This is a genomic window from Synechococcus sp. CS-603, from assembly GCF_977929215.1.
The window spans coordinates 1,579,653-1,603,024 of the sequence record NZ_OZ376778.1 but is presented as its reverse complement, the minus strand read 5'-3'; the positions used below and the strand labels follow the sequence as shown (position 1 = coordinate 1,603,024).

General features: G+C 61.9%; 28 protein-coding genes. 23 read left to right on the top strand and 5 right to left on the bottom strand.

Annotated features, from left to right (window positions below; genetic code table 11):
* Nucleotides 1-64 precede the first annotated feature (64 nt).
* Complete coding sequence (locus ACXMDM_RS08410; RefSeq protein ID WP_313772233.1) at nt 65-430, bottom strand: hypothetical protein; 366 nt, start codon at nt 428-430, stop codon at nt 65-67.
* Nucleotides 431-775: 345 nt separating this feature from the next.
* On the opposite strand from ACXMDM_RS08410, the gene ACXMDM_RS08405 reads away from it, so the two are divergent.
* The 7 genes from ACXMDM_RS08405 to ACXMDM_RS08375 all read left to right on the top strand — a co-directional run bounded on the left by ACXMDM_RS08405 (nt 776) and on the right by ACXMDM_RS08375 (nt 9,549).
* Nucleotides 776-2,347 carry an IS5 family transposase gene (locus ACXMDM_RS08405; RefSeq protein WP_499569391.1) on the top strand — a complete coding sequence of 524 codons (1,572 nt, stop codon included), beginning with the start codon at nt 776-778 and terminating at the stop codon, nt 2,345-2,347.
* Between the two features lie 570 nt (nt 2,348-2,917).
* Nucleotides 2,918-4,051 carry a DegT/DnrJ/EryC1/StrS family aminotransferase gene (locus ACXMDM_RS08400; RefSeq protein ID WP_313772443.1) on the top strand — a complete coding sequence of 378 codons (1,134 nt, stop codon included), beginning with the start codon at nt 2,918-2,920 and terminating at the stop codon, nt 4,049-4,051.
* Nucleotides 4,051-5,859, top strand: coding sequence for an ABC transporter ATP-binding protein (locus tag ACXMDM_RS08395; protein WP_313772444.1), 1,809 nt, complete (start codon nt 4,051-4,053; stop codon nt 5,857-5,859). Before ACXMDM_RS08400 ends, ACXMDM_RS08395 begins: the two co-directional genes overlap by 1 nt.
* A gap of 11 nt (nt 5,860-5,870) precedes the next feature.
* A complete protein-coding gene (locus ACXMDM_RS08390) occupies nt 5,871-7,010 on the top strand; it encodes a glycosyltransferase family 4 protein (RefSeq protein ID WP_499569388.1) in 1,140 nt (379 codons plus the stop codon).
* Nucleotides 7,007-8,176 carry a glycosyltransferase gene (locus ACXMDM_RS08385; protein WP_499569386.1) on the top strand — a complete coding sequence of 390 codons (1,170 nt, stop codon included), beginning with the start codon at nt 7,007-7,009 and terminating at the stop codon, nt 8,174-8,176. The genes ACXMDM_RS08390 and ACXMDM_RS08385 overlap by 4 nt, the downstream gene beginning before the upstream one ends.
* A 6-nt stretch (nt 8,177-8,182) precedes the next feature.
* Nucleotides 8,183-8,989, top strand: coding sequence for a glycosyltransferase family 2 protein (locus tag ACXMDM_RS08380; RefSeq protein ID WP_499569384.1), 807 nt, complete (start codon nt 8,183-8,185; stop codon nt 8,987-8,989).
* Between the two features lie 5 nt (nt 8,990-8,994).
* Nucleotides 8,995-9,549 (top strand): hypothetical protein, encoded by a 555-nt coding sequence (locus tag ACXMDM_RS08375; protein ID WP_499569382.1) that lies wholly within the window; start codon nt 8,995-8,997, stop codon nt 9,547-9,549.
* A gap of 87 nt (nt 9,550-9,636) precedes the next feature.
* On the opposite strand, the gene ACXMDM_RS08370 is transcribed toward ACXMDM_RS08375, so the two are convergent.
* Nucleotides 9,637-10,671 (bottom strand): IS5 family transposase, encoded by a 1,035-nt coding sequence (locus ACXMDM_RS08370; protein ID WP_499569380.1) that lies wholly within the window; start codon nt 10,669-10,671, stop codon nt 9,637-9,639.
* Nucleotides 10,672-11,283: 612 nt separating this feature from the next.
* On the opposite strand from ACXMDM_RS08370, the gene ACXMDM_RS08365 reads away from it, so the two are divergent.
* The 3 genes from ACXMDM_RS08365 to ACXMDM_RS08355 all read left to right on the top strand — a co-directional run bounded on the left by ACXMDM_RS08365 (nt 11,284) and on the right by ACXMDM_RS08355 (nt 13,667).
* A complete protein-coding gene (locus tag ACXMDM_RS08365; RefSeq protein ID WP_499569378.1) occupies nt 11,284-12,453 on the top strand; it encodes a glycosyltransferase family 4 protein in 1,170 nt (389 codons plus the stop codon).
* On the top strand, nt 12,450-12,572 hold the full coding sequence (locus ACXMDM_RS08360; RefSeq protein WP_499569376.1) for a hypothetical protein: 123 nt from the start codon (nt 12,450-12,452) through the stop codon (nt 12,570-12,572). Before ACXMDM_RS08365 ends, ACXMDM_RS08360 begins: the two co-directional genes overlap by 4 nt.
* A gap of 78 nt (nt 12,573-12,650) precedes the next feature.
* Entirely contained in the window at nt 12,651-13,667 is a 1,017-nt protein-coding gene (locus ACXMDM_RS08355) for a glycosyltransferase family 4 protein (protein ID WP_499569374.1), read from the top strand.
* On the opposite strand, the gene ACXMDM_RS08350 is transcribed toward ACXMDM_RS08355, so the two are convergent.
* Together ACXMDM_RS08350 and ACXMDM_RS08345 are read right to left on the bottom strand one after the other, a co-directional pair.
* A complete protein-coding gene (locus ACXMDM_RS08350) occupies nt 13,640-14,050 on the bottom strand; it encodes a type II toxin-antitoxin system VapC family toxin (RefSeq protein WP_313772329.1) in 411 nt (136 codons plus the stop codon). The genes ACXMDM_RS08355 and ACXMDM_RS08350 overlap by 28 nt on opposite strands.
* Nucleotides 14,050-14,298: a FitA-like ribbon-helix-helix domain-containing protein gene (locus ACXMDM_RS08345; protein ID WP_313772328.1), complete on the bottom strand. Its 249-nt coding sequence runs from the start codon at nt 14,296-14,298 to the stop codon at nt 14,050-14,052. The genes ACXMDM_RS08350 and ACXMDM_RS08345 overlap by 1 nt, the downstream gene beginning before the upstream one ends.
* A 35-nt stretch (nt 14,299-14,333) precedes the next feature.
* Between ACXMDM_RS08345 and ACXMDM_RS08340 the strand changes: the two genes are divergently transcribed.
* The 13 genes from ACXMDM_RS08340 (at nt 14,334) to ACXMDM_RS08280 (ending at nt 22,636) form a co-directional block, all read left to right on the top strand.
* Nucleotides 14,334-14,894, top strand: coding sequence for a WcaF family extracellular polysaccharide biosynthesis acetyltransferase (locus ACXMDM_RS08340; RefSeq protein WP_313772327.1), 561 nt, complete (start codon nt 14,334-14,336; stop codon nt 14,892-14,894).
* A gap of 10 nt (nt 14,895-14,904) precedes the next feature.
* Nucleotides 14,905-15,252, top strand: a complete 348-nt coding sequence (locus ACXMDM_RS08335) for a hypothetical protein (protein WP_499569371.1) — start codon at nt 14,905-14,907, stop codon at nt 15,250-15,252.
* A gap of 57 nt (nt 15,253-15,309) precedes the next feature.
* Nucleotides 15,310-15,771 carry a helix-turn-helix domain-containing protein gene (locus tag ACXMDM_RS08330; RefSeq protein ID WP_313772235.1) on the top strand — a complete coding sequence of 154 codons (462 nt, stop codon included), beginning with the start codon at nt 15,310-15,312 and terminating at the stop codon, nt 15,769-15,771.
* Nucleotides 15,720-16,871 (top strand): IS3 family transposase, encoded by a 1,152-nt coding sequence (locus tag ACXMDM_RS08325; RefSeq protein WP_499570388.1) that lies wholly within the window; start codon nt 15,720-15,722, stop codon nt 16,869-16,871. Before ACXMDM_RS08330 ends, ACXMDM_RS08325 begins: the two co-directional genes overlap by 52 nt.
* Nucleotides 16,872-16,926: 55 nt before the next feature.
* Nucleotides 16,927-17,784: a glycosyltransferase gene (locus tag ACXMDM_RS08320; RefSeq protein ID WP_259723030.1), complete on the top strand. Its 858-nt coding sequence runs from the start codon at nt 16,927-16,929 to the stop codon at nt 17,782-17,784.
* 59 nt (nt 17,785-17,843) lie between these two features.
* Nucleotides 17,844-18,605, top strand: coding sequence for a glycosyltransferase (locus ACXMDM_RS08315; RefSeq protein ID WP_259723031.1), 762 nt, complete (start codon nt 17,844-17,846; stop codon nt 18,603-18,605).
* 13 nt (nt 18,606-18,618) lie between these two features.
* The gene (locus ACXMDM_RS08310) at nt 18,619-19,179 is read left to right on the top strand and encodes an ElyC/SanA/YdcF family protein (RefSeq protein WP_259723032.1); all 561 of its coding nucleotides are present in this window, start codon (nt 18,619-18,621) and stop codon (nt 19,177-19,179) included.
* Nucleotides 19,180-19,269: 90 nt separating this feature from the next.
* The gene (locus ACXMDM_RS08305; RefSeq protein ID WP_259723033.1) at nt 19,270-19,551 is read left to right on the top strand and encodes a type II toxin-antitoxin system Phd/YefM family antitoxin; all 282 of its coding nucleotides are present in this window, start codon (nt 19,270-19,272) and stop codon (nt 19,549-19,551) included.
* Nucleotides 19,551-19,937, top strand: a complete 387-nt coding sequence (locus ACXMDM_RS08300; RefSeq protein ID WP_259723034.1) for a type II toxin-antitoxin system VapC family toxin — start codon at nt 19,551-19,553, stop codon at nt 19,935-19,937. The genes ACXMDM_RS08305 and ACXMDM_RS08300 overlap by 1 nt, the downstream gene beginning before the upstream one ends.
* Nucleotides 19,934-20,860: a hypothetical protein gene (locus ACXMDM_RS08295; RefSeq protein ID WP_259723035.1), complete on the top strand. Its 927-nt coding sequence runs from the start codon at nt 19,934-19,936 to the stop codon at nt 20,858-20,860. The genes ACXMDM_RS08300 and ACXMDM_RS08295 overlap by 4 nt, the downstream gene beginning before the upstream one ends.
* Nucleotides 20,857-21,831 carry an MraY family glycosyltransferase gene (locus tag ACXMDM_RS08290; RefSeq protein WP_259723036.1) on the top strand — a complete coding sequence of 325 codons (975 nt, stop codon included), beginning with the start codon at nt 20,857-20,859 and terminating at the stop codon, nt 21,829-21,831. Before ACXMDM_RS08295 ends, ACXMDM_RS08290 begins: the two co-directional genes overlap by 4 nt.
* A gap of 162 nt (nt 21,832-21,993) precedes the next feature.
* On the top strand, nt 21,994-22,233 hold the full coding sequence (locus ACXMDM_RS08285; RefSeq protein WP_259723037.1) for a FitA-like ribbon-helix-helix domain-containing protein: 240 nt from the start codon (nt 21,994-21,996) through the stop codon (nt 22,231-22,233).
* Entirely contained in the window at nt 22,220-22,636 is a 417-nt protein-coding gene (locus ACXMDM_RS08280; protein ID WP_259723038.1) for a type II toxin-antitoxin system VapC family toxin, read from the top strand. The genes ACXMDM_RS08285 and ACXMDM_RS08280 overlap by 14 nt, the downstream gene beginning before the upstream one ends.
* A 90-nt stretch (nt 22,637-22,726) precedes the next feature.
* Here the strand turns inward: ACXMDM_RS08280 and ACXMDM_RS08275 are convergent, their stop codons facing one another.
* Nucleotides 22,727-22,927, bottom strand: a complete 201-nt coding sequence (locus ACXMDM_RS08275; RefSeq protein WP_499570386.1) for a type II toxin-antitoxin system PemK/MazF family toxin — start codon at nt 22,925-22,927, stop codon at nt 22,727-22,729.
* Nucleotides 22,928-23,372: the final 445 nt, after the last annotated feature.

Genomic DNA, 23,372 nt, shown 5'->3' with positions numbered 1-23,372 from the left:
GCGATTACCCAAACCGGTCCCACGCATGAAATAGGGCGTGGCTAGATAGGCTGGACCCGCTGAATCAGCCACGTGCTAGCAACACATGGAAATGGCTATCAATCCAGCCTTCATCGAGTAGACGAAACCTGCCGTTAAAGCCGTAAATCCGCGCCCAAGGGTTCTCACCGCAGAAGTAAAGACGAATCGTATCCTCCGCCATGATGTTGACATGGGTTGGATCCTGAAAGGCCATCGGCCATGGATAACACGGGAAAGCAGCAAAGAACAGGCCATCAGCTTTCAAGCACCGATGGATTTCGTTCATCAGTTCGATGAATGGGAAACGCATAGCGCTGCCCTCCCCATCCTCCGCATCATTGGGCATCCCTAAAGCAGCTCGCGGAATGTGCTCAAGGACATCATAGGCAGTGATGGCTTGCAGACTCAAAGTATCAAATGGCAAAGGCTCTATCGCTAAATTACAGCGAATAACGCTATCGGACTTGCGAATATCGACCCCCAGTGATTGACTGCATCTGAATGGATTTCTGGGATTTACGCCACATCCCAGATCAAGCGAAACCGTTCCTTCCCCTTCTTTCTGGTCGAATTGTTTGTAGAGGTCTTGCAGCCATTCTTTTTTACGTACCGGGGCAACAAAAATTGTTTTTCTAATGAGGGCTTCCTGAAAAAGTCAAAACCCCTGCCCTGCAGCTGGTTTGAGCCAATCAAAGGCGCTAAACTGGCCTTGAGCGAGCGAATCCTTGCTCGCTACATCGTGTAACGGCCACGAATGTATCGGAAACATCATAATGGCCAGCTCTCCATCGAGGAGTTCCACCTTCCTTTTGGCGGCACACTTGATCCAGATAACCGCTGGGTGGTTCTTGCTCAGTTGATACCGTGGGAAGAGCTTGAATCGTCCTACGCACCACAGTTCAGCGCCACGATCGGAGCTCCTGCCAAATCAGTACGCCTAGCGTTTGGCGCTCTTTACATCAAGCAGCGGCTTGGTCTGAGTGATGAGGAGACTGTGCTGCAGATCCAGGAAAATCCATACATGCAGTACTTTCTTGCTTTTTCTGGCTACTCAAGCAAAGCCCCTTTTGATCCATCGATGATGGTTCATTTCCGTAAGCGGCTATCAGATGAAGACCTGCGCAAGATCAATGAGCTGATCGTGCAGCGCGGCAAAGAAATACTGGTTGAAGCTGTCGCTGCCAGAGTTGATGACAGCGATGAGCCGGATCATCAAGATGGAGACGGTGGCGCGCAGCTCTCACTTGATTCGATGATCAAGCCAGCTGACTGGCCAGAAGGCAAGAACTGGGGAACGATCAGCATTGATGCTTCCTGCACCCCTGCAGACATTACTTACCCTACCGATTTGAAGCTGCTCAACGAGGCCAGGAATGGCACTGAAAAGATTATCGATGATCTTTGCCATCAGTCCACAGGGTTTGGACGCCATCGCCCCCACTACAACCGCGAAAAAGCTCGTTTCAGCTTCCTCACGATCGCCAAGCAGAAAAAGCCAAGGCTGCGCAAAATCAAGGCTGCAGTGAGGAAGCAGCTCAGCTACCTGCAGCGCAATCTTGAGTCGATCGACGCGTTGATCGCTGTTGGGGCAAGCCTTTCTGCCCTCAAGCAGCACTGGTGGCAGAAGCTTCTGGCCTGCAGTGAACTGGCACGGCAGCAAGCCATCCTTCTTGAAAGCAACTCCAGAAGCATTCCCCATCGGCTGGTGCACCTGGTTCAGAAGCAGGTAAGGCCGATCGTTCGAGGAAAAGCAAGGGCAGCTGTGGAGTTTGGTGCCAAAATCAGCGTCACTGTGGAGAATGGATTCCCATTTCTTCATCGCATCAGTTGGGATCCAGACAACGAAGGTGGAGATCTCATTGCTCAGGCAGAAAAATACAAGAAGGACAATGGTTGCTACCCAGAGCGGATCTGCGCTGATCGTATCTACATCAATCGCGAGAATAGGCACTTCTGCATGAGAAACGGAATCCGGCTCTCAGGCAAGCCTTTGGGGCGTCCCCCAAAGAACCCAGAGCTGAATGCTGCCCGCAAGCAGCAACTCAGTGCTGATCAGCGCCGACGCAATGAGGTGGAGGGATCCTTTGGTGCTGGCAAGCGCAAGTATTCATTGGATCGCATCATGGCCAAACTCAAGCATGGTGCCGAGACCACGATCTCGATGGCCTTTATCGTGATGTGCTCCGAGAAGGTACTGAGGCTGCTGCGCCTCTTTTTTGTCCTTGTTCTGGGTTGGTTATTGGGTCTGTACAGCCTCCAGTCCGACGACTCAGAGGGCTACTACTCGCTCAGCGGCCAATCGCGCGATTTGCTGATTGCGGTATAGAAAATCTCGAGCCGCTGGCTGTTTCGGCGAAGTACCTGGATTTTGAGGGGCTGCCTTGGTTTCGTTTTTCAGGAATCCCTAATGAGTTCACGCAGGAGCCTACGTAAACCACCGTAGTTCCGGCTTTGCATAAATTTCATTCTGGCATTCCTTGCTCGGCCAATCCTAAGCATAAATTCCTTTCCTTCTTGGTTTTAGTAGTTTTAGTTCGCATTAAATCTAAACCGCTTCTTTGTTATTGCCTCTGCTTGTTGGTAACATTGGCAGCATCACCAGGCTTTTCCTTAGGCCAAGCTGATGCATTCATATGGGCTTCATCGGAAGTCCTTTTTCTGATTAGAATTCCTGCTTGGTCTACTAATTTGAAGCCCAGCTCTGTTTCCATCCGCACAACTGGCGGTCCTTAGGTCCTGATTGATCTGGCCCAATCAGGCTTGAGTCTCAGCATTTTGCCTGGAAAATTGTTTTTCGCAAAATCCCTCACTATTTCCGGATCGTGCTAGCAAGCTTCCGCTATTGCGCAAGGCCCTGTCAAGATGCCATACCTTACCCAGTGCACCGACTAGCTCCATGACCTCAGCGCCGGAGCCGATCTACGTCACCCGCCCGCACCTGCCGCCGCTGGCGGATGTGGTGAAGCTGCTGGAGGGTGTATGGGATCGGCGCATCCTTACCAATGGCGGCCCGCTGCATCAGCAATTGGAAACAGAGCTGGCCGCTTATTTGGGCGTGGAGCACTTGTCTTTGTTTGCCAATGGCACCCTGGCGCTGCTGGTGGCCCTCAAAGCCCTGCGGCTACAAGGCGAGGTGATCACCAGCCCCTTTTCCTTTATTGCCACCAGCGAAGCGCTCAGCTGGAATGGTCTCGAACCAGTGTTCGCCGACATCAACCCCCGCTCCTTCGGGCTCGATCCTCGAAGCATCGAATCACGGATCACGCCGCGCACCAGCGCCATTCTGGCGGTGCATTGCTACGGCTTTCCCTGCGATGTGGAGGTGATTCAGCGCCTCGCCGACGACTACAACCTGCGCGTGATCTACGACGCGGCCCATGCCTTCGCGGTGGATTGCCACTGCGGTTCGCTTTTGCAGCACGGTGATCTTTCGATTCTCAGCTTTCACGCCACCAAGGTGTTCAACACCTTTGAGGGCGGCGCCATTATCAGCCCTGACGCCAAGACCAAAAAACGCATCGATCGCCTCAAGAACTTCGGCTTTGTTGATGAGGTCAGCGTGGCTGTCAACGGCATCAACGCCAAGATGAGTGAACTGCATGCGGCAGTGGGGCTGGCGCAGTTGCCGGGAATGGCGGCAGCCATTGCCCAGCGCCGAGCCGTGGCCGAGGCTTATCAGCGCCATCTCGCTGGCCTGGATCACCTGCAACTGCCGGATTTCAGCCAGGCCGCACAGCCCAATTACGCCTATCTGCCCGTGCTTGTGCAAGACGACGCACCGATCAGCCGTGATGCCCTGCTGGAGCTGCTGCGCGGCCACGGCATTGTGGCGCGGCGCTACTTCCATCCCCTCATCCCCGAGTTTCAGTACTACCGCAGCAATGCCAGCGCCGATCCGGCCTGCTACCCCGAGGCGGTACGGGCGGCACGCCAGGTGCTGTGTCTGCCGATCTATCCCGATCTGCCCCTGAGGGAGGTGGAGCGGATCTGTGCGCTGATCTGCCAGGCCTGGCAGCCGCCAGCTGGCTGATGGTCCATCCGGCCACACGCCTGATCCGCCGCACCGCCCGCGACCAGTGGCGGCTGCTGGCGCTGGCCACAATCGGCAACCTGGGCCGGGCGTTGCTGGAGGGCGCCAGCCTCGGCACCGTGTATCTCGCGGTGGAGGTGGCCAGCCAGGGGACACTGCCGGCCTGGTGGCCCGCCTTAACGCCACTGCCGTCCCAGCGGCTGTTCATGCTGCTGATCCTGCTGGCGGTGGGGCTCAAGGCGGCCCAGGCGCTGTTGCAATACCTCAGCAGCGTCAGCGTGGAATACGTCTCAGCCCGCTGCTTTCAGCGCATCCAGGCGTTGATCCATCAGCGCATCCTGGAGTTCGGCTTCGGCCATGCCAGCAGCTATCGCGTGGGCGACCTCACCGAACTGGCCAACACGGGTCCGGCGGCGGTGGAGCGTCAGATCGCCGCCCTCAACAACCTGTTCACCCAGGGGCTGATGGGCGTGGCCTATCTGGTGGTGCTGATCAGCCTCTCGCCCTGGCTCCTGCTGGCCGCCGCTGCCATCGGTGCCGTCGTGGGCGTGCTACAGCGGCACCTGTTGCCGCGCATCCGCCGCACGGCCTACAGCCTCAGCCACACCGGCGTGGCAATCAGCAGCCGCTTGATCGAAGACATCCAGGGCCTGCGGCTGCTGCACAGCCTTGGTCAGCTCGATGCCGCCGTGGCCTCCTTTCAAGCCGCGCTTGACGCACAGGAGCAAGCGCGTCGCCGCCAGAGCCGCCTCACCGCCGCCCTTGACCCCCTCGACAGCCTGCTGCCGATCCTGGTGGTGTCGGCCATCTCCCTGGTGAGTGTGGGGGCCTTCGGCGCGCGGGTTTCCGGCGTGCTGCCGAGCTTGGTCACCTTTGTGCTGGCCTTGCAGCGCATGAACATGGTGCTCAACATCGTGGCCCAGTCGTTCACCAGCCTCAACGCCAACGCCGCTGACCTCGAACGCCTCAACCGGTTTCTGCTGCCCAGCGGCCAGCCATTCCGCCGCCGCGGCGGCGTTCCCTTCGATGCCCTGCGCCAGGGCATCCGCTTCGAGCAGGTGGGGCTGCGCTACGGCCCCCAGGAGCCCTGGGTGCTGCGCCAGCTCAGCCTGGAACTGCCCCACGGCCACACCCTGGCCCTGGTGGGCCCAAGCGGAGCGGGCAAGAGTTCGATCGCTGATCTGCTCACCGGCCTCTATGAGCCCAGCGAGGGAAGCATTTTCATCGATGGCCACAACCTTGGCCAGCTCGACCTGGGCAGCTGGCAGCGGCGGCTGGGCGTGGTGAGCCAGGACACCTTTCTGTTCAACGCCAGCGTGGCGGCCAACATCGCCTTCGGCTGTCTGGGGGTCAGTCGCGACCAGATCGAGGCGGCGGCGGCGCAAGCTCAGGCCACCGGCTTCATCGCCGAGCTGCCCGAGGGTTACGACACCCTGCTCGGTGAGCGCGGCCATCGCCTCAGCGGCGGCCAGCGCCAGCGCTTGTCATTGGCGCGGGCACTGCTGCGTGATCCCGATCTGCTGATCCTCGATGAGGCCACCAGCGCCCTCGACAGCCAGAGCGAATGGCTGCTGCAGCAAGCACTGGCGAACCTGGAACGGCAGCCCACCTTGCTGGTGATTGCTCACCGCCTCAGCACCGTGCGCCAGGCCGACCAGATCGTGGTGCTCAAAAATGGCCAAATCGTGGAACGGGGGCGTCACGAGCAGCTGATTGAGCATCCTCAGGGGCTCTACCGCCAGCTCTGGAATCGCCAGAGCGAGCAGCAAGAGTTCGTTCTTAGCCCGGAGCAAACGCCGTTTTGTTAAAGGTGCCTCCCGTGGGCTCGGCTCCAATTCTGCTGGTGGGGAATTACCTCCCGGATCGCCAGGTGAGCATGCAGCGTTATGCGGAGCTGGTGATGCAGGCCCTTCGTCTGCAGGACGTTCCTGTCCGATTGGTACGGCCAGAACCCATGCTCTGCCGCTGGTTTCCAGCCCACGCGCGCGCCTTTCGCTGGGCGGGCTTTCTCGACAAGTTTCTGCTGTTCCCCCTGCGCCTCCTCTGGATCGTTCACCGGCCAGGCAGGTCCAGGCCTCGCCTGGTTCACATCCTTGACCAAGGCAACGCTGTCTACCTGCCCCTGATTCAGCAGCGTCCCCATCTGCTCACCCTGCATGATCTGATTTCCCTGCGCGCCGGCACCGGCCAGCCCAGCACCCATCCCTCGCCGCGCTTCAGCCCGTATCAGTGGATCAATGCTTGCTGCCTGCGCCGCTGCCGCCATTTGCTCTGTGTGTCCGAAGCATCCAGAGGCGATGCGCTGTCGCTCTGGCAGCTTCCTACCGAGCGAATGACGCTGCTGCCGAACCCGCTCGATCCCTTTTTTCTGGTGCCGGATCCCCAGCGGCATCAGGCCCTGCCGCTGCACTATTGGCTGCATGTGGGCAGCAGCGCCTGGTACAAGAATCGCTCGATGGTGTTGCGCATTCACGCCGAGTTGCTGGCTCGCTGCCTTCGCCTCCCGCTGTTGCTAATCGGTGCACCGCTCAACGCTCAAGAAACGGACCTGATCGCTCGCCTTGGCTCTGGCGAATGGATCACACCCCTAACCAACGTTGACGACAGCCTGGTGCGCTCCGCCTACGCCCACGCCGAGGGCCTGATCTTTCCCTCCTTGGAGGAGGGATTCGGTTGGCCTGTGCTCGAAGCCATGGCCCAAGGCTGTCCCGTCTACTGCAGCAATCGCCCTCCGCTCACCGAGCTGGCCGCTGACGTGGGAGTGCCCATCGATCCGCTGGATCCCCTTGGCGCTGCCCGCACGATCGAGGCTGACTGGCGCGATCAAGCGGCGCGCTGCCGGCGGCGGCAGCCGGCCATCAAACGGGCCGCCAGCTACAACCTCAAGGCTTACGGCGCTGAATTGAAAACGCTCTATGCCGCCATCACCGGGCTGCCACCGTTCGGGCTGCCACTGTGAAGGTGCTGCACGTGATCCCCTCGATCAGCCCCCTGCGCGGCGGGCCCAGCGTGGCCGCCTTGGAGATGACGGCCGCCCTGAGGCAGACGGGGGTGGATGCGCGCATTCTCAGCACCGATGACCACGGCCCCGGCAGCCTCTGCGATCTGCCGATCGGCCAGTGGTCTGCTGTCGAAGGGGTGCCGGTGCTGCTGTTCCGGCGCTGGGCTGCGCCTGTGGCGGCCGTGCGCGATTTCGCTTTCAGCCCCGGGCTCAGCCGCTGGTTGAGAGCCCACGGGCAACAGTTCGATCTGTTGCATATCCATGCCCTGTTCTCCTACCCCTCCAGCGGCGCCATGGCCTATGCCCGCAGCGCTGGCATTCCCTATGTGGTGAGCACCATTGGCCAGCTCTGCGTCTGGAGTCTGCAGCAGGGCAGTAGGCGTAAGCGACTCTATCTTCGCCTGCTCGAGCGCGCCAATCTGGAGGGGGCGGCGGCTCTGCACTTCACCACCAGCGCTGAGGAGGACGAGGCCCGGCAGCTGGGGCTCACCGCGCCGGGCCTGGTGCTGCCCCTGGGGGTGAAGGCACCGCCCGATCTTCCTTTCCCTGAAGCAGCGCCACCGGTGCGCTTTCTGTTTCTCTCCCGGCTCCATCCCAAGAAACGGCTGGAAGTACTTTTCGATGCCCTGGCCCTGGTGCAGGCCCGCGCGCCGGGCGCCGCCTGGCAGCTGGCCATCGCCGGCGACGGCGAGGCCGACTACGTGACGGCCCTACGCCAACGGGCGCAGGCTCTCAACCTGGGCGATCGATGCCGCTGGCTGGGCTTTCTGGAGGGACGGGCGAAATGGGAGGAGCTGGCGGTGGCCCACTGGTTCGTGCTGCCCTCGGCGTCGGAGAACTTCGGCATCGCCGCCATCGAGGCATTGGCCGTCGGCACGCCGCCGATCCTCTCGCCAGAAGTGGCCATCGCCGAGCAGATCGAGGCAGCCGGCGCTGGCTGGATGGTGCCAGGCCAGGTCGAACCCCTGGCCAAGTGCCTGATCACCGCCCTGGCGGGTCCAACAGCGGAGATGAGGTCAGCAGCGCGGCAACTGGCGAGCAAATCCTTCAGCTGGGACGTGATCGGAGCGAACCTGAAGGAGGCCTATGCCGATTGTCTGCAGGCCCGGTTGCCGGTGGCTTGATTGGTGATGACCGTGCAATCCCTTGAGCTGATCACCCCGCTGATCCTCACCTACAACGAGCAGGCCAACATCGGCCGGGTGCTGGAGCGGCTCAGCTGGGCCCGGCGGATCGTGGTGATCGACAGCGGCAGCACGGATGGCACGTTGGAGATCCTGAGCCAGCATCCACAGGTGGAGGTGTTCACGCGCAGTTTTGAGTCGCATGCGCGCCAGTGGAATTTCGGGTTGGACCAGATCAGCGAGGACTGGGTGTTGAGCCTGGATGCCGACTACCTGATCACCGATCGGTTACAGCAGGCCATTGCGCGGGCCACCGAGCAGGCCAATGACAGCGATTCTCCAGGCCTGGCTGGCTACCGGATCCCCTTTCGCTATTGCGTCTTCGGTAGGCCCCTCTCCGGCACGGTGCTCCCCCCCCGAATCGCCTTGTTTCGCCGAGAAGATGGCCGGTACGTGGATGATGGCCACACCCAGGATTTGGTGCTCCAGGGCCGCTGCGGAGAGCTGAGTGAGCCGATCCTCCATGACGATCGCAAACCCTTGGCTCGTTGGCTCTGGGCTCAGGAGCGGTATCTCAGGCTGGAAGTGGCCAAGCTGAACGCCACCCCCGCGGCGCAGCTTTCCCTTGCCGACCGCATCCGCCGTCTGCATGTGATCGCCCCGTTTGCCATTCTGTTGATCTGTCTGATCTGGAAGCGGGGCCTGCTGGATGGCTGGCGCGGCTGGTTCTATGCGTTTCAGCGGATGTATGTGGAGCTTCTGCTGAGTGTGATGTTGATGGAGGAGCGCTTGAAAACAATGAAAATCGCATAGTTACGATGTCAGCAGCATTAAATCAATTCTCCAAAAATGTCTTTATTGTTGCCCACCGAGAAGACGTCTCAGTATTGAGCAAAGTGCTGATCTCCGAAGGTTTTCTAGTGCAGATTGTGCGCGGTCCCTACTCGGAACAAGAGCAATCCTGTTCCGCCAGCTATCGATGTCTCGTTAATCATGCCAATGCCTGGCGCATGGTTGCAATGAGTGATGCACCCTCGATTATCGTTGAGGCAGATTTTGTTCCGGTATTGGGCTTTGGAGGGCTGACACTGCCCATTCCTGCAGATCGTATTCATACTAGCTTGGCATATCTTTATGCCTGTGGCCCTCAGTTTTGGGATATGCCGTCGTCTCCAAAATGTGCCCGAGGCCATGCCGGGGGAACGGTGGCGTATGTAATAGCTCCAGCAGTGGCAATGATGATGCTGAAATTTTTTGAAGAACAGTGCATTGTCAATCCCAGCGGTGTCTATGCTCCTTGGGATGCAGGGTTAGGCTATTGGCTTAAGGGCACCTCGAATAATGGCCAATCTACCTCAGCTCTGAGAGCATGAAAAAGCCGCCAGAGGGCGGCGGAAAATCAGAAGCCGACAAAAAACACTGACAAGTTACCCTGCAATCAGGGTTCGTCCGTCTGCGACTTAGGCCGCTGCCACCACTTGGGTCGTGCGCTGAAGATATCGAAGGAAGTTGAAGGTCAGATTTTTGAGGCCCCACCATGCCTCGTTCTTTGGAAGTCCAATCTTTCTCGTCAGCTTTCCACCCATTGACATGGTCATGCAACCAAAGACATGCTCAACACAGGCCCTAATTGCGGACTTGACACGATTCAGGTCCTTAGCTGCCTCATTGAGCGGGTGACTGCGAGATCCCTTTGCATGGATCAGGCTTTCAAAGCCTCCCAAGCTAAGCAGTTCTTCAAAGCACTGCCCTGAATAGGCTGAGTCCGCCCATACAAAGTCGTGCTCATTTTCTGGATCAAGGAGCCGTGGAAGCATCTGACTATCATGAATATTGGCTGGTGTAATTGCATACCTGCGAATGAATCCATGGTCAACATCGATACAGATGCTGTTCTTGTAGCCGTAGTAGCTGATACCATTCTTCTTGACCCATCGAGCGTCTAAGTCTTTCTGCTGCAACCGATCTGGGCTTTCATCCCAGCCTTCCGGCAGCCTCCCTGCTTTGATTTCCTTGTTCTCTTCGCGGGTATTGCGTTGCTTGGGAACCGGGACAAGAGTTGCATCGATGATCTGACCTCCACGAGCTTGAAGGCCTTGAGTGCGGAGATACGCCTCAAACATCTCAAACAGCTCCTCTATGACCCCTGCCTTGCGGAGACGCTCCCTAAAAAAAGCCACAGTAGTTGCATCCGGAATATTGTTCATCACGCCAAGGCCGACAAACTCCTCGAAGGAGCGTCTGTCATTGACTTGGAATTCAAGCTCTTCATCGCTGAGATTAAAGAGCTGCTGGAGAACGAGCATCTTGAACAGGATCAAGGGATCAATCCTCTTACGCCCAGCATTGCTCCTGCGCTCTTGCACATAGCCCTTATCGAGAAGTGGCCGGAATGATTCCCACGGGATCGATTCAGAAAGTCGCTGGAGAACCGGTTTCTTCTCCTTGAGCTTTGCGACTCTTTGCTGTTCATCCCAGAAGCCTCTCTGACCCACTGCAGAATTAGAATGTCATCAATCTAATCTAGCTCAGACCAGGGCATAGTGCATTGGCTTGTTGATTTTTCGAGGTGCCCTTAAGGCACGCGGTGTTGAAAGCTACCTCCCCTATCGGCAGTTTGGGGAACATGGTGGCATTGCTAATCCAGAACATTCGAAATCAGGGTTAGGCCGGTCTCACCAAGCTGATGCGCTAAAAGGTCCTTTGGCCTTCATGCCCTTCTACGCCCGTGGCAGCAAGGCCACATTCTTGCGAGTTCGGTTGCGAGCTAGGATTTGGGGGTGGGCTCGATTGCTGGCTGGCCGTTCGCTTTCTTGGCATGATTTAGTGCGTACTAAACCGTTAAGGATGTTCGGTTTCGCTGTTGGCCGGTTGTTGATAGCGCCACATATCCATCGAATGCGATGACACCCTCTCGCAATGAAGATTAATTTAATAGGCTGCGAGCAAAATTCATGGCCTTGTAAAATCGCTTATCTTGGCCACTTACAGCGCCTCATTGTTTTGGTGGACTTGTGAGCTACACAAAATTGATTTGCTTCAAAGGATGCGAGGTGGAGGAGATCAACACCGTCATGAATGACTGAATTTTGTGGCCAGGCGCACTGATGCCTCGCTACGCCGTTCTCCAACCCGGCGCCCGCCACCACTACGCCGTACCGGCCGTGCTGGCCGATGCCGCCTGCCTGGCTGCCTTCTACACCGACATCCACGCCGAGCACCGCCCGCTGCAGGCGCTGGCGCGATGGCTGCCCAGCCGTCTACGGCCTCGACCCCTTGAGCGCCTCCTGAGCCGGCGTCTACCCCAGGAGTTGCCCCGAAATCTGGTGCACGACCAGCCGCTCGCCATGCTCTGCCGCCGCGACAGCGCCGCTCCCTTGCTGCAGCGTGCCCTGCGCGAGCGCTTCGCGGGGGCAGAAGCCGTTTACACCAACTTCGTTCACAACGACCTTGACGCCCTCCGCCAAGCCAAGGCGTGGGGCCTGAAGGTGGTGCATGAGCAGTTCCTGGATCCAGCCGCCGGCCTGCTGCTGCTCGATGAGCAACGCCGCTATCCCGGCATCGAACGCCGCGGTCCCTGCAAAGATTCCGTGGCGAGGGATCTGTGCCGCAGCCTTGAAAAATGGAGCTTGTGTGATCGGGTGCTGGTGCCGTCGGCCGCCTGCTTGCAGAGCGCCGTGGCGCTGGGCTGTGATCGGGCCCGGCTGCGGATCGTTCCCTATGGGGTGCCGCAGCAGTGGTTGGCGCTGGAGCCTGATCCCCAACCTGGCCGGTTGCTGATGGTGGGGCAGGTCGGCCTGCGCAAGGGCAGCCACGTGCTGGCGGCGGCCTGCCGCCTGTTGCAGGCGAAAGGCCTGCGCTTCGAGTGCCGGGTGGTGGGTCCGCAGCTGGTGAACGTGAGCGATCCCCTTTTCTTGGGCCCCACCTATCTCGGAGCGGTGCCCCGCAACCAGGTGCAGCAGGAGTTTCGCCGAGCTGATCTGTTCGTGCTGCCCACCCTCGCCGAAGGCATGGCGCTCTCGGCCCTCGAAGCCATGGCCTCTGGCCTGCCGGTGATCACCACGCCCCAGTGCGGCTCCGTGATCCGCGACGGCATCGAGGGCTTTCTCGTGCCCATCCGCGACGCCGAAGCCCTGGCCGATCGCATCGAGCAGCTTTTGGCGGATAGAGCCTTACGGAATTCCATGGCGGCGGCGGCCCGCCAGCGGGCCCAGGAGTACAGCTGGGCCCGCTATGGCGAGCGGCTGCTGGCGGTGCTGGGGGCGATCGGCGCATGAGGGCCCTTCTGGCTTTGCACCGCATCGGCCCGTATCACAATGCCCGCTTCCAGGCCGCGCTCGCGCATCTCGATCTGGAGGTGCTCGAAACCCGGCCCCACTCGCAGGAATATCCCTAGAGCTTCGAGCCTGCCGGCACCTATCGCCGCCATGCGCTTCAGGGTGCCGACGGCCCAGAGCAGGATCCAGCTGCACGTTTGCTTGAGCGGCAACTCACCGCCCTGCTCGATGGCGTGCGCCCCGATGTGGTGCTCACCGTGGGCTGGGCCGATCGGGCCTACCGACAGCTGCTCTGGCAGGCGCGGCGCCGCCACATTCCTGCGGTTTTGATTGCCGACAGCCGCTGGCGAGATGCGCCGCGGCAGCATCTCAGGGAGTGGAGCAAGCGCCTGCTGCTGCGCCATTACAGCGCCGCGCTCGTGGCCGGCCAGGAAAGTCGCGCCTATCTCATAGAGCTCGGATTCCCCGCAGCAGCCATTGTTCAGCCGTGGGATGTGGTGGATAACGCCTTCTTCTCGGCTGCTGCAACCTGCGCCCGCAGCGAGGCGTCAGCACTGAAAAGGGTGCCGCACTTTCTCTGGGTGGGTCGCGCCATCCCCGAGAAGAACCTTGACGGGCTCCTGGCCGCCTATGCCACCTATCAGCGCCAGGGTGGCCGCTGGGGCCTGCGCCTGATCGGCGGTGGTGGCGAGGGCCCGCAGGCAAGAGCCCTGGGCGAGGCGATCGCCCGGCTGCCCCAGCCGGAGAAGGTTGGCGTGGAGCCCTTCCGCAACCAGGAGACGATCGCCTGCGCCTACGGCCAGGCCTCAGCCCTGGTGCTGGCCAGCCGCAAAGACACCTGGGGGCTGGTGGTGAATGAAGCGATGGCGGCAGGGCTGCAGGTGATCGTGAGCACGGCCTGCGGCTGCGCGGCCGATCTGATCACCCCCGGCGAAACGGGCTGGCTGTTTGATCCAGCCGACCCCGCCCAGCTCACCGTCGCCCTGCACCGCGCCGAAGCCCAGCCCCTCTCCGAACGCCTAGGGATGTTGGCTGAAGCTCGCAGGCGGCTAGAGGCGTTCAGCCTGGATTCTTTTGCTGGTGGGCTGGAACAAGCCGTTCACCAGGCCCATGGCTATCCCAGGTTTCCGCGCGGGGCTGCCTTTCTGGCGCTGGCTCTTGCCTGCCAGCTCGATGCTCTGTCAACTCAGGGGAGAAACGCTTCCAGGCTCTGACCCCAGCGCAACCCTTCAACAACAGCAAAGTGCTTGTCGTAGCTGAACAAGGCTGTGCCGTGCTCCAGGCAAGACGCGGCGATCCAGAGGTCATTGGTTGGAATGGGGGTGCCGCGCTTGCGAAGGCTTCGGTAGATCAACGCATAGGCGTCGGCGGTTGTGCTCGTTAGGGGCATGGCACTGACCCGTGGGGAAGCCAGAAATTGCGCCAGTTGATCGCGGTTGCGCTCTTCCCGTGATCCGCAGGCAAACCCCGCAAGCAATTCCCCCAGAACCACGGTGCTCAGCTGGAGTACATCTGCACTCTCAAACACTTTGGTGGCCACTGGTTCCGCTCGCAGGAACGCGGCATAGGTGTTGGTATCGAGAGCGATCGGCCGCATTACTTCCAGAGGGCTGGATCGATGGCCTCAAATGGGGCAACGGCGGCGGCAAATTCTGCTGCGTCTTCGTCATTCCAGGCACCGATCAGGGCATCTAGATCATGGTGAGAACCCGATTTTGGTGTTGCCGTGGATCCTTGCAACACCTGCAGCACCCTGCGGTTCAGGCTCACACCTTCAGCGCGTGCTTCCTGTTTCAGGCGCTCCAGCTGCGAATCATCCAGTCCTCTGACACTGATCGTTGCCATCACTTTGCCAGCACAGCGATGACTTAATGCTAGCGATGGATCCCCTTTTGCCCCGGCCCGTGCAAGACCTCGGCCACTACCGCCTGCCCAGCTGGTGGACTCCTGGAGCCCCGCGTTGGCGCCAGGCCCTCTGGCTGTTGGTCGGGCTACCGCTGCTGGCCTCAGAGCTGCCGGGCACGCCCTGGCGCCAATGGCTGCTGCGGCTGTTCGGGGCGCAGATCGGCGCCGGTGGTCGGCTCAAACCCAGGCTGCGCGTGAAATGTCCCTGGCGCCTGGTGGTGGGCGACCACTGCTGGCTGGGGGAAGCGGTGTGGATCGACAACCTGGCGTCAGTGACGCTCGGCGATCGGGTCTGCATCTCCCAGGGCGCCTATCTCTGCACCGGCAACCACGATGTTCGTTCGCCCGGTTTTGAGCTGAAGGTGGCGCCGATCCTGATCGACAACGACGCCTGGATCGCGGCCCAGGCGATGTTGGCCCCTGGCACCCAGGTGGGTGCTGGAGCTGTGGTGGCGTTGGCTGCGGTGGCCTCCGGGCTGATCGAGCCGGGCGTGATCGTGGCGGGTCATCCGGCGCTGGTGGTGGGGCGCCGCTGAGGCCTTGCCTATGCTCCAGCAGCGAATGGATCCCTTGCCCCTGCCTACCGAGCCCGTTTCGATCCTTCATCTCTCCCGCACCGACGGGATTGCTCCAGGGGGTGTCGATAGCTCCGTTGGCCAGCTGGTTGAGGCTCTGCAGCAGCGCGGGATTTCCGCGCAGTGGTACGCCAGTTGCGGCCAATTGCCCGTGCTGGGCGACCGTCGCCTGGCCGCTCAGTTGCGCGCTCTGCGGCCCGATCTGCTGCATGTGCACGGGCTCTGGCAATTCCCCACCCGCCTGGCGCGGCTGCTGCCCCCTCTGCCAGCAAAGTTGACGCCTCTCCATCTCGACCACTTTCACCACCAGGGGGCTTAATGGAGCAGTTCAATGCGTGGATACAGCGAGGCCGTCAAGGCTGATGTGAGAAGGCGGATGAGCCCACCGCACAGGCAGAGCGTGGCCAGGATTTCAGAAGAGCTGGGCATCCACGTGATCACCCTCTACAAATGGAGGAAGACCTGGCGGTTGCAGGGTGAAGTGGTGCCGGCATCGGCGAAAGATCCCGAGGGCTGGGGTGCCACCGACAAGTTCACGGTGGTGCTGGAGACCGCTGGTTTTAACTCGACTGAGCTCAGCGCCTACTGCCGGGAGCGTGGTCTTTTCCCAAAGCAGGTAGACCGCTGGCGCCAAGCAGCCCAGGATGCCAACAAGAAGCCAGTGCTCACCTTGAAAGAGCAGAAGGATCTGGACCACCGCCATCAGCAGGACCAGCGTGAAATCAAGCAGCTCAAACAGGAGCTGCGCCGTAAGGAGAAGGCCCTTGCAGAAGCAGCCGCCCTGCTATTGGCGGCAAAAAAGATCCAGGCCTTCTGGGGAGAGGACGGGGACGACTGACGACCCCGGACGATCGCCGGAAGGCCCTGCAGATCCTGGATGAGGGCATCGCTGACGGAGCCCGAGCCAGTGAGCTGGCCATGCTGCTGGGCGTGGGCTTGACCACACTGCAGCGCTGGCGCCGACAGTTCGCAGGTGATGGGGATGGGACCGATGGCAGGAAAGGCAGCCATCGCCATGTGGCTCACCGCCTCAGCGATGAGGAACGCCAACGGATCCTGCTCACCTGCAACCAGCCGGAATTCGCCGCGCTGCCGCCGGGACAGATCGTGCCGATCCTTGCTGACCGTTCTCTCTATATCGGCTCGGAGCGCAGTTTTTACCGGGTGCTCTACACCCATGGGCAAGCCCATCGCCGTGGCCGTGCCAGGCCTCCTCAGGAACCCAGACCAGTGCCGCGGCTCCGAGCCGATGGCCCCAAGCAGGTGTGGAGTTGGGATATCACCTACTTGCCCACCACTGTCCGTGGTGTGTGGCTGTACCTCTATTTGGTGATCGACGTGTGGAGCCGCAAAGTCGTGGCCTGGGATATCGCTGAACGAGAGGACGCCAAGATTGCTGCTGATCTGGTGAGTAGGGCCTGCCTGCGCGAGCGCATCTCTCGCCATCGGGGATTCGGGACCCAGCAGCGCCCTCCGTTGATTCTCCACGCCGACAACGGCAATGCCATGCGCGCGGCCACGCTCGAATCAAGGCTGGAGGAGCTCGGTGTACTCAGATCCTTCTCCAGGCCAAGGGTTTCCAACGACAACCCTTACTCAGAATCCCTGTTCCGCACCGTGAAATACCGGCCCGATTACCCGAGCCGTCCGTTCAGCAGCAAGGACGAGGCCTGCCTGTGGGTGGCGTCATTCGTGGTCTGGTACAACCACCAGCACCGCCACAGCGGCATCAAGTTCGTCACGCCCCACCAGCGCCATTGCGGCCAGGCCGTCGAAATCTGCCGACACAGAGCCCACGTCTATGAACAGGCGCGTCAACTGCATCCCCGCCGATGGAGCCACTCAACGCGCTGCTGGCGTCAACCCGAAGTGGTGTGGATCAACCCGCCACCGCCAGAATTGGACAACGAAAAAGCTACATTGGCCATGGCCGCTTGATCAGCGGCAGGAGCGTCATCTTTCCTGGCAGTCACCGCTGGAGCAGGAGCTGCCCGTGCTGATCGCTCCCCACGGCATGCTCGATGCCTGGGCCCTGGCCCGGCACCGCTGGAAGAAGGCGCCGGTCTGGCGTCTCTGGGAACAGCAGACCCTGGAGCGGGCCCGTTGCCTGCATGCGCTCAGCCACTCTGAGGCCCGCTCGATCCGGGCCCTCGGCTTTCGCGGACCGATCGCCATCCTGCCCAATGGCACCCCAAGCATTGATCGGTTCCAGCCGCGTCCACCGCCGCCCTGGAGCGAGCGCGTGCCTGCCGGCGAACGGGTGCTGCTGTTTCTGGGCCGACTACACACCAAGAAAGGCGTGGCCCCGTTGCTGGAGGCCTGGAATCGCCTTGGGCCGGAAGCGCGCCGCAAGGGTTGGTGGCTGGCGGTGGTAGGGCCGGAAGAGCCGCTGCACCGCCTCAGCCGGCATGGATCAGCGCATCTGGATCGCTGCCTCACCTTCGGGCCCCGTTTTGCTGCCGAGAAGGAGGGGTGTCTGGCGGCAGCTTCAGCCTTCGTGCTGCCGTCGCTGAGCGAGGGACTGCCGTTAGCGGCGCTTGAGGCGATGAGCTGGCAGTTGCCTGCTCTGCTCAGTCCGGCCTGCAATCTGACTGAGGCCTATGCCGCCGGAGCGGCGCTGAAGGTGGAGCCCACAACCGACGATCTCGAGCGAGGCCTGCGCCAACTGCTGAATCTCCCCGAGGCGGAGCTCGCCGCGATGGGCGCACGCGGGCGGGCGCTGGTGGAAGCCCAGTTCAGCTGGCCCCGGGTCGCGGCCATGGCCGCCCGGTTGTACGGCTGGTTGCTGGGGGAGGGGCCGTGCCCTGAGTTCGTGGAATCTGAACTGTCAAATTCCCGGCTGCCTTCGTGAAGCTGTTGCCTTCATGAAGCTGTTGCCTCGGTGAAGCGGTTGAACCCGGCTCAGAGTCCATGCTTCTGCTGATAGTTCCCACCCTGGATTCCTACCGGTTGCTGCCACGGCTGCTGGAATCGCTGCGCCGCCAGACGTTCAGCGGCTGGAGCGTCTTGTTCATCGATGGGCCAAGCGGGCCGGAGCATCGCGCCTTTCTCGATCAGCTCTGCCACCAGGATGCTCGCCTTTGCTGGCAGCCGCAGGATCCGGCCGAGCCTGGGATCTTCGGGGCCATGAACCAGGGATTCGCCGCCGCCGGCCCCCACGACTGGCTGCTGTTCTGGGGCTCCGACGACTGGGCACCAGCACCGGATGTGTTCGAGCGAGCCATGGCAGCACTAGAAGATCTGACTGCACAGGCTGCACCGCCTGATCTGCTCGTTTGCAGGGGCAGTTATGTGAAGGGCTCTCGCCCAGGCCGTTCCACCGCTTTTCGCTGGCGCGCAACCTACCGGCGTTCGCTGTTTCTGGGGTCGACGCCCCCCCACCAGGCCACCCTGATCGGGCCAGGCGCCCGTTCCCGCCTGTCCCGTTACGCCCCAGGCTTTCGCCTCTCCGCAGACCTCGACTACTTCTTGCAGCTCTGCCTCGATCCGCAACTGCGGGTGCAGACGCTTGATCTTGAACTCGTCCACATGGCGCAGGGAGGCGTCAGCGGCGTGCAGCACCGCCGGCGCCTCCATGAGGTGCGTTGCGCCTACCGGCGTGCCTTTGGTTGGTGCTGGCCCTTCCCCTATCTGCTCCGTTACGCCCAGAGGTTTCTCAGTGCGCTGGCGTAAACCACCTGCCCTGGTGACGCTGGCTGCAGTGGCGGCTGGCGGGTGGCTGGCCTGGCCCTGGCTGGCGCCAGCACTCTGGCCCGCAGCTGGCGGCGCAGCGATCGTGGTGCTCTCTGAGGATCCGCGCCGCACCACAGCAGCCCTTGATCTCTGGCAGCAGGATCCCACGCAGCAGCTGGTGATCCAGGGCTTCTCCTACCTGCAGGGAATCGCCCGCAGGCAGATTGCCGCCCGCCAACCGGGGCCGGCGGCGTTGGCGCGGGTCACCACCCTCACCTGCGGCGTCGACACGGTGGGCCAGCTCACCTGCCTGGCCGACTGGATCCGCAGCCAAAGCGGCAGCGTGCCCCTGGGCCAGGTCACCGTGGTGACGGATGAGCCCCATCTGCCCAGGGCCCGGACTATCGCCGAAATCGTTCTCGGCGCCAAGGGAATCCGCGTGGAAGGTCTGGGCGTGCCGATCGACGCACCCGCCGAAAACCCGCTGCGGCGCCTGCGGGATCAGCTCCGCTCCCAGTTCTGGCGCGCCACCGGCTGGGATGGCCGCCCGGCCTTCCTGCAACGGCAGCCATGACCTCATGGCGTGGAGCCGATCGCCTGGCCTTTGGAGTGAACGATCTGGTCCAGGGGTGGACTAATTTGATTTCATTGGCCGTGCGAATCCATGCGACTAGAGGATTCACCAGCTGAAGAGACGCGCATGGTGAATGTGCATGAAGCGAAGACCCACTTCTCTCGCCTGATCGATGCGGCCCATGCCGGAGAGACGATTGTGATCGCCAAGGGTGGGCGGCCCTGGGCCCGGCTTGTTCCTCTGGAAGAGCCTCAGCCCAGGCGGCAGCCCGGTGTGTTGAAGGGCCGCCTACACCTACCCGGGCTGGAGGTGTTGCTGGCTCCGCTCCCTGAGGAAGAGCTGCACACCTTCGAGAGCTCCTTGCTTCCCTGATGCAGCTATTGCTCGATACGCACGCTCTGCTCTGGTGGTTGGCCGAGCCGGAACTACTTTCCGCACCGGTGCTGGCTGCTCTCGTCGATCCATCTCAGCAGGTCTTCGTCAGTGCGGCGTCGGCCTGGGAGATCGCCACCAAGCACCGCCTGGGTCGGTTGCCTTCCGCCGACATCGTGCTGCAGGAGGGATGGACGCTGCTGGAAGCTCAGGGCTTCGTGGCTCTGCCGGTGACCTGGCGCCATGGCCTGAGGGCCGGCAGCTACGCCCTGGCTCACCGTGATCCCTTCGATCGCCTGCTTGCCGCTCAGGCAGAACTCGATGGTCTCACCCTGGTCACGGACGATCCTGCCCTGGCCAGCTTCCCCTGCCGCAGGTTGTGGTGAGCGGTGCGCCAACCCTGGTGATCTTCGGTGCCAACAGCCTCTGCGCTGAGGCGCTGATCGAGCAGCTGGAGGCGAGCGCTTCCTGGGTTGGGCTTGGGCGCCACCGCCCGCCAGGTATGGCCGGGCTGTGGTGGCAGCACTGCGATCTCAGCGATCTCTCGGGGCAAGGGCTTGAGACCGCCGCCGCTGCCCTGCCCCCGGGGCCCCAGATCTGGATCAGCTTCGCCCCCATCTGGCTGCTGGCGCCCTTCCTGGCTGCGATGGCCCGCCACAAGCCTGCAGCACTCTCAGAGCTGAGGGGAGTGGTGGCTTGCTCGTCGTCGAGCGTGATCACCAAGCGCTTCGCTGCCAACCGCTTCGATCGAGAGCTGTCGGCGCGCCTGGCTAACTCCCAGACCCTGCTGCTTCAGACATCCGAGCAGCTGGGCGTTCCCGCCCGGATCCTGGCTCCCACCCTGATTCACGGCCGCAGCGCCCATCACGCCGACCGCAATGTGGAAGCGCTGCGAAACGTGTTGCGTCGGCTGCCGCTGCTTCCCCTTCCAGCCCAGACGGGCCTGCGCCAGCCGATTGCCGCCGCCGATCTGGTTGCGGTGGCTCTTCAACAGGGGCGTGAGATGGCCAGCACCGCGAAGGAATCGCCCCTGAGTGAATCAGCACTGCTGCCGCTGGGTGGAGACGAAACCCTCAGCTATCGCGCCCTGCTGGAGCGGATCCAGCAGGGCGATCCGCGCGCGGCCCGCTGCCGGCTGCTCAGCCTGCCCACCCATCTGTTTCAGTGGCTGGCGTCACCGCTGCTGCTGGTGTCGCCGAAAACTTTCGAGGCGGTGATGCGGTTGAGCGCGGATCTGGCGGGGTTTGTCTGCGTTGCAGATCTGATTGGGCGTCCGCCCCAGCCGTTCCAGGTGCAGCCGCCGCCATGAGCACTCCCCTCGTCTCGGCCTGGATCAGCGTGCCGCTGGCGGCACTGAGCTGCTGGCTGCTGCTGCTGCTGCTGCTGCCCCTGCTGCGCCGTGGCCTGCTCGATCGACCCAATGCCCGTAGCGCCCACCGCCTGCCCACGCCCCGCGGCGGTGGGGTGGGCTTCGTATTGGTGAGCTGCCTCTGGGCCTTGCCGTTGGTTCCGCTGCTCTGCGCGCCATTGGCGCTGGTGGGGCTCTTTGATGATCGGCTGAATCTGCCGGCGGCTCTGCGCTACGGAGCTCAGCTGGCCACTGCCTTTGTCCTGCTGTTGGTCGTCGGGCCGACATCGATCACGGCAGCGTTCGTTGGCGGTTGGCTCGGTTGGTTGCTGCTGGCCGTTGCCTTAGTCGCGATCACGGCAGTGATCAACTTCTTCAATTTCATGGATGGCCTCGATGGCCTTGTGGCCGGTTGCTCGGCCGTGGTGCTCGCCGTAGCCGCGATCAGCTCCGGAGCGTCCTGGATTTGGCCGCTGGTGGGGGCCCTGCTGGGCTTCCTGATCTGGAACTGGAGCCCGGCGCGGGTGTTCATGGGCGATGTGGGCAGCACCTTCCTCGGGGCGGTGTTCGCCGGGGTTCTGCTGCAGGCTCCCAGCCTTGCCGATGGCCTGGCGCTTCTGCTGGTGGCCGTGCCGTTGCTGGCCGATGCACTGATCTGCGTGCTGCGGCGGCTCGCCGCTGGGCAGCCAGTATTCCGGGCCCACAGGCTGCACCTCTACCAGCGCCTGCAGCAGGCCGGCTGGTCACACCGTCGGGTGTGCTTGGCCTACGTGGTGGCCAGCACGTCGATCGGGGCAGCGGTGCTGGCGGGTGGCTTGGTGGCTGGGTCGGCTGTTGCGGCTGTGTTGCTGGCCTGGGCTGTGGCGCTCGAGCGCACAGTGGCGGTGCCGTTTCCCACGGCCGTTCAGCAGGCCGAGGGGCGGGGAGGCTGAATCCATTCGGGCCATCCTTACCACCCCGAGCCCAACAAGCAACAAGTCCAGACCAGCTGTGATCAGCAGCCAGCCACAGGAACGAGACGCGCGTGACAAGCCGGCCATCGGGTTCCAGTCCCAGCACCGATAGCATTGATATCAGCGAAGTGCTTGAAGAAGATGGCAGACCTTTTGGTGCGTGGCGTCGATGAGGCCATCGTCCAGGCTCTCAAGAAGCGCGCTGGGGCCCATGGGCTCAGCGCAGAAGCCGAACATCGGGTGATCCTGGCCGCTGCTCTGCTGGCACCCCCACGGCGGACCCTGGCCGAGCTGCTGGCCACTATGCCGGATGTGGGCAGCGATGCCGACTTCCAGCGGGCTTGCGAGCACGGTGATGAGGCAGCCGATGTTTTTGTTTGACACGAACGTGATCAGCGAAGCGCGCAAGGCCAGCCGCGCTGATCCTGGATTGATTGCCTTCTGGGCAGAGGTTGCCCGCAACGATACCCCGCTGTTTCTTTCGGCGATCACCATTGGCGAACTTCGCCGTGGTGTCTACCTGATTCGCCACCGCGGTGATCAGCAACAGGCCGGGTTGCTGGAGAACTGGATTGAGCAGGTGCTGAAGGATTACGGCGATCGGGTGCTTCCGCTGGATGGAGATGCCGCTCAGCTCTGGGGGCGACTGCGGGTGCCCGATCCCCACCACGCCATCGACAAGCAAATCGCTGCCATTGCCCTGCTGCATGACCTCACGGTGGTCACGCGAAACACAGCTGACTTCGCCGGAACCGGGGTTCGTCTGCTGAATCCCTTCAGTTAGCTGCCGCGCTTTCACACCATCCCCATCCCGCTTCTCAGTGCCTGCTCGAGGGTGGCCATCTCCGCTCTGGTGAGGATGGCGAGGGGGCCTTCAACGATTCGCGTGCGATCGAGGGCGCGGGGCTTCGGCACCGCGGCGCTGCTGGGTTGTCAGGGACACAACAAGCACTGTGGCGACCCCCGCCTCCGACAGCGGATCCACCTGGATCACCACCATCGGACCGACTTTCCCTACGTCTGCGCCCTGATTCGGGTGGAGGCGCGACACCCAGATTTCGCCGCGGCGAATCATCGCACCAGAGATCGTTCTGTGTATCGGCACCGCCACTGACGGGATCTGTCTCCGCCTGCTCCAGGGCTCCGTTCTCGGCCGGCGGGAGGTCGGCCGCGGCGGCGAGGTATGCAGTCCCACCACGTTGTTCAGCTGACAAAGGGGGGTGACGACACACCTAGCCCTGCCTCGTTGCAGCCACGAGCCCAGCAAAAACTGACGGCGTGACAACAAGGGCTGACGGGACATCACACCCAGAGAAAAAGCCAGCAGCAGACTTGCAGATCGCGCATCTACAAGCCGCCCTGCTGCGGTGTCAATAAGTCCAAAAGACCATAACAAGAATCTAGAGAATAGCTTTCACTGGCCAAATAATCCAAGAGCGCCATCGATCTGGCCCCATTGTCAAATCAACGAAAACGCACCTAAACCGTCCAGCCATACAAAAGCCCAGATGCTTTGATCA

Coding starts and splice junctions, on each gene's coding strand:
- ACXMDM_RS08290 (WP_259723036.1), top strand. CDS start 20,857: ATGAGCACTCCCCTCGTCTCGGCCTGGATCAGCGTGCCGCTGGCGGCA.
- ACXMDM_RS08305 (WP_259723033.1), top strand. CDS start 19,270: ATGCGACTAGAGGATTCACCAGCTGAAGAGACGCGCATGGTGAATGTG.
- ACXMDM_RS08400 (WP_313772443.1), top strand. CDS start 2,918: ATGACCTCAGCGCCGGAGCCGATCTACGTCACCCGCCCGCACCTGCCG.
- ACXMDM_RS08300 (WP_259723034.1), top strand. CDS start 19,551: ATGCAGCTATTGCTCGATACGCACGCTCTGCTCTGGTGGTTGGCCGAG.
- ACXMDM_RS08280 (WP_259723038.1), top strand. CDS start 22,220: ATGTTTTTGTTTGACACGAACGTGATCAGCGAAGCGCGCAAGGCCAGC.
- ACXMDM_RS08335 (WP_499569371.1), top strand. CDS start 14,905: ATGCTCCAGCAGCGAATGGATCCCTTGCCCCTGCCTACCGAGCCCGTT.
- ACXMDM_RS08380 (WP_499569384.1), top strand. CDS start 8,183: ATGACCGTGCAATCCCTTGAGCTGATCACCCCGCTGATCCTCACCTAC.
- ACXMDM_RS08345 (WP_313772328.1), bottom strand. CDS start 14,298: ATGGCAACGATCAGTGTCAGAGGACTGGATGATTCGCAGCTGGAGCGC.
- ACXMDM_RS08360 (WP_499569376.1), top strand. CDS start 12,450: ATGAGGGCCCTTCTGGCTTTGCACCGCATCGGCCCGTATCACAATGCC.
- ACXMDM_RS08375 (WP_499569382.1), top strand. CDS start 8,995: ATGTCAGCAGCATTAAATCAATTCTCCAAAAATGTCTTTATTGTTGCC.
- ACXMDM_RS08315 (WP_259723031.1), top strand. CDS start 17,844: ATGCTTCTGCTGATAGTTCCCACCCTGGATTCCTACCGGTTGCTGCCA.
- ACXMDM_RS08330 (WP_313772235.1), top strand. CDS start 15,310: ATGAGCCCACCGCACAGGCAGAGCGTGGCCAGGATTTCAGAAGAGCTG.
- ACXMDM_RS08395 (WP_313772444.1), top strand. CDS start 4,051: ATGGTCCATCCGGCCACACGCCTGATCCGCCGCACCGCCCGCGACCAG.
- ACXMDM_RS08405 (WP_499569391.1), top strand. CDS start 776: ATGTATCGGAAACATCATAATGGCCAGCTCTCCATCGAGGAGTTCCAC.
- ACXMDM_RS08365 (WP_499569378.1), top strand. CDS start 11,284: ATGCCTCGCTACGCCGTTCTCCAACCCGGCGCCCGCCACCACTACGCC.
- ACXMDM_RS08275 (WP_499570386.1), bottom strand. CDS start 22,927: ATGATTCGCCGCGGCGAAATCTGGGTGTCGCGCCTCCACCCGAATCAG.
- ACXMDM_RS08350 (WP_313772329.1), bottom strand. CDS start 14,050: ATGCGGCCGATCGCTCTCGATACCAACACCTATGCCGCGTTCCTGCGA.
- ACXMDM_RS08285 (WP_259723037.1), top strand. CDS start 21,994: ATGGCAGACCTTTTGGTGCGTGGCGTCGATGAGGCCATCGTCCAGGCT.
- ACXMDM_RS08340 (WP_313772327.1), top strand. CDS start 14,334: ATGGATCCCCTTTTGCCCCGGCCCGTGCAAGACCTCGGCCACTACCGC.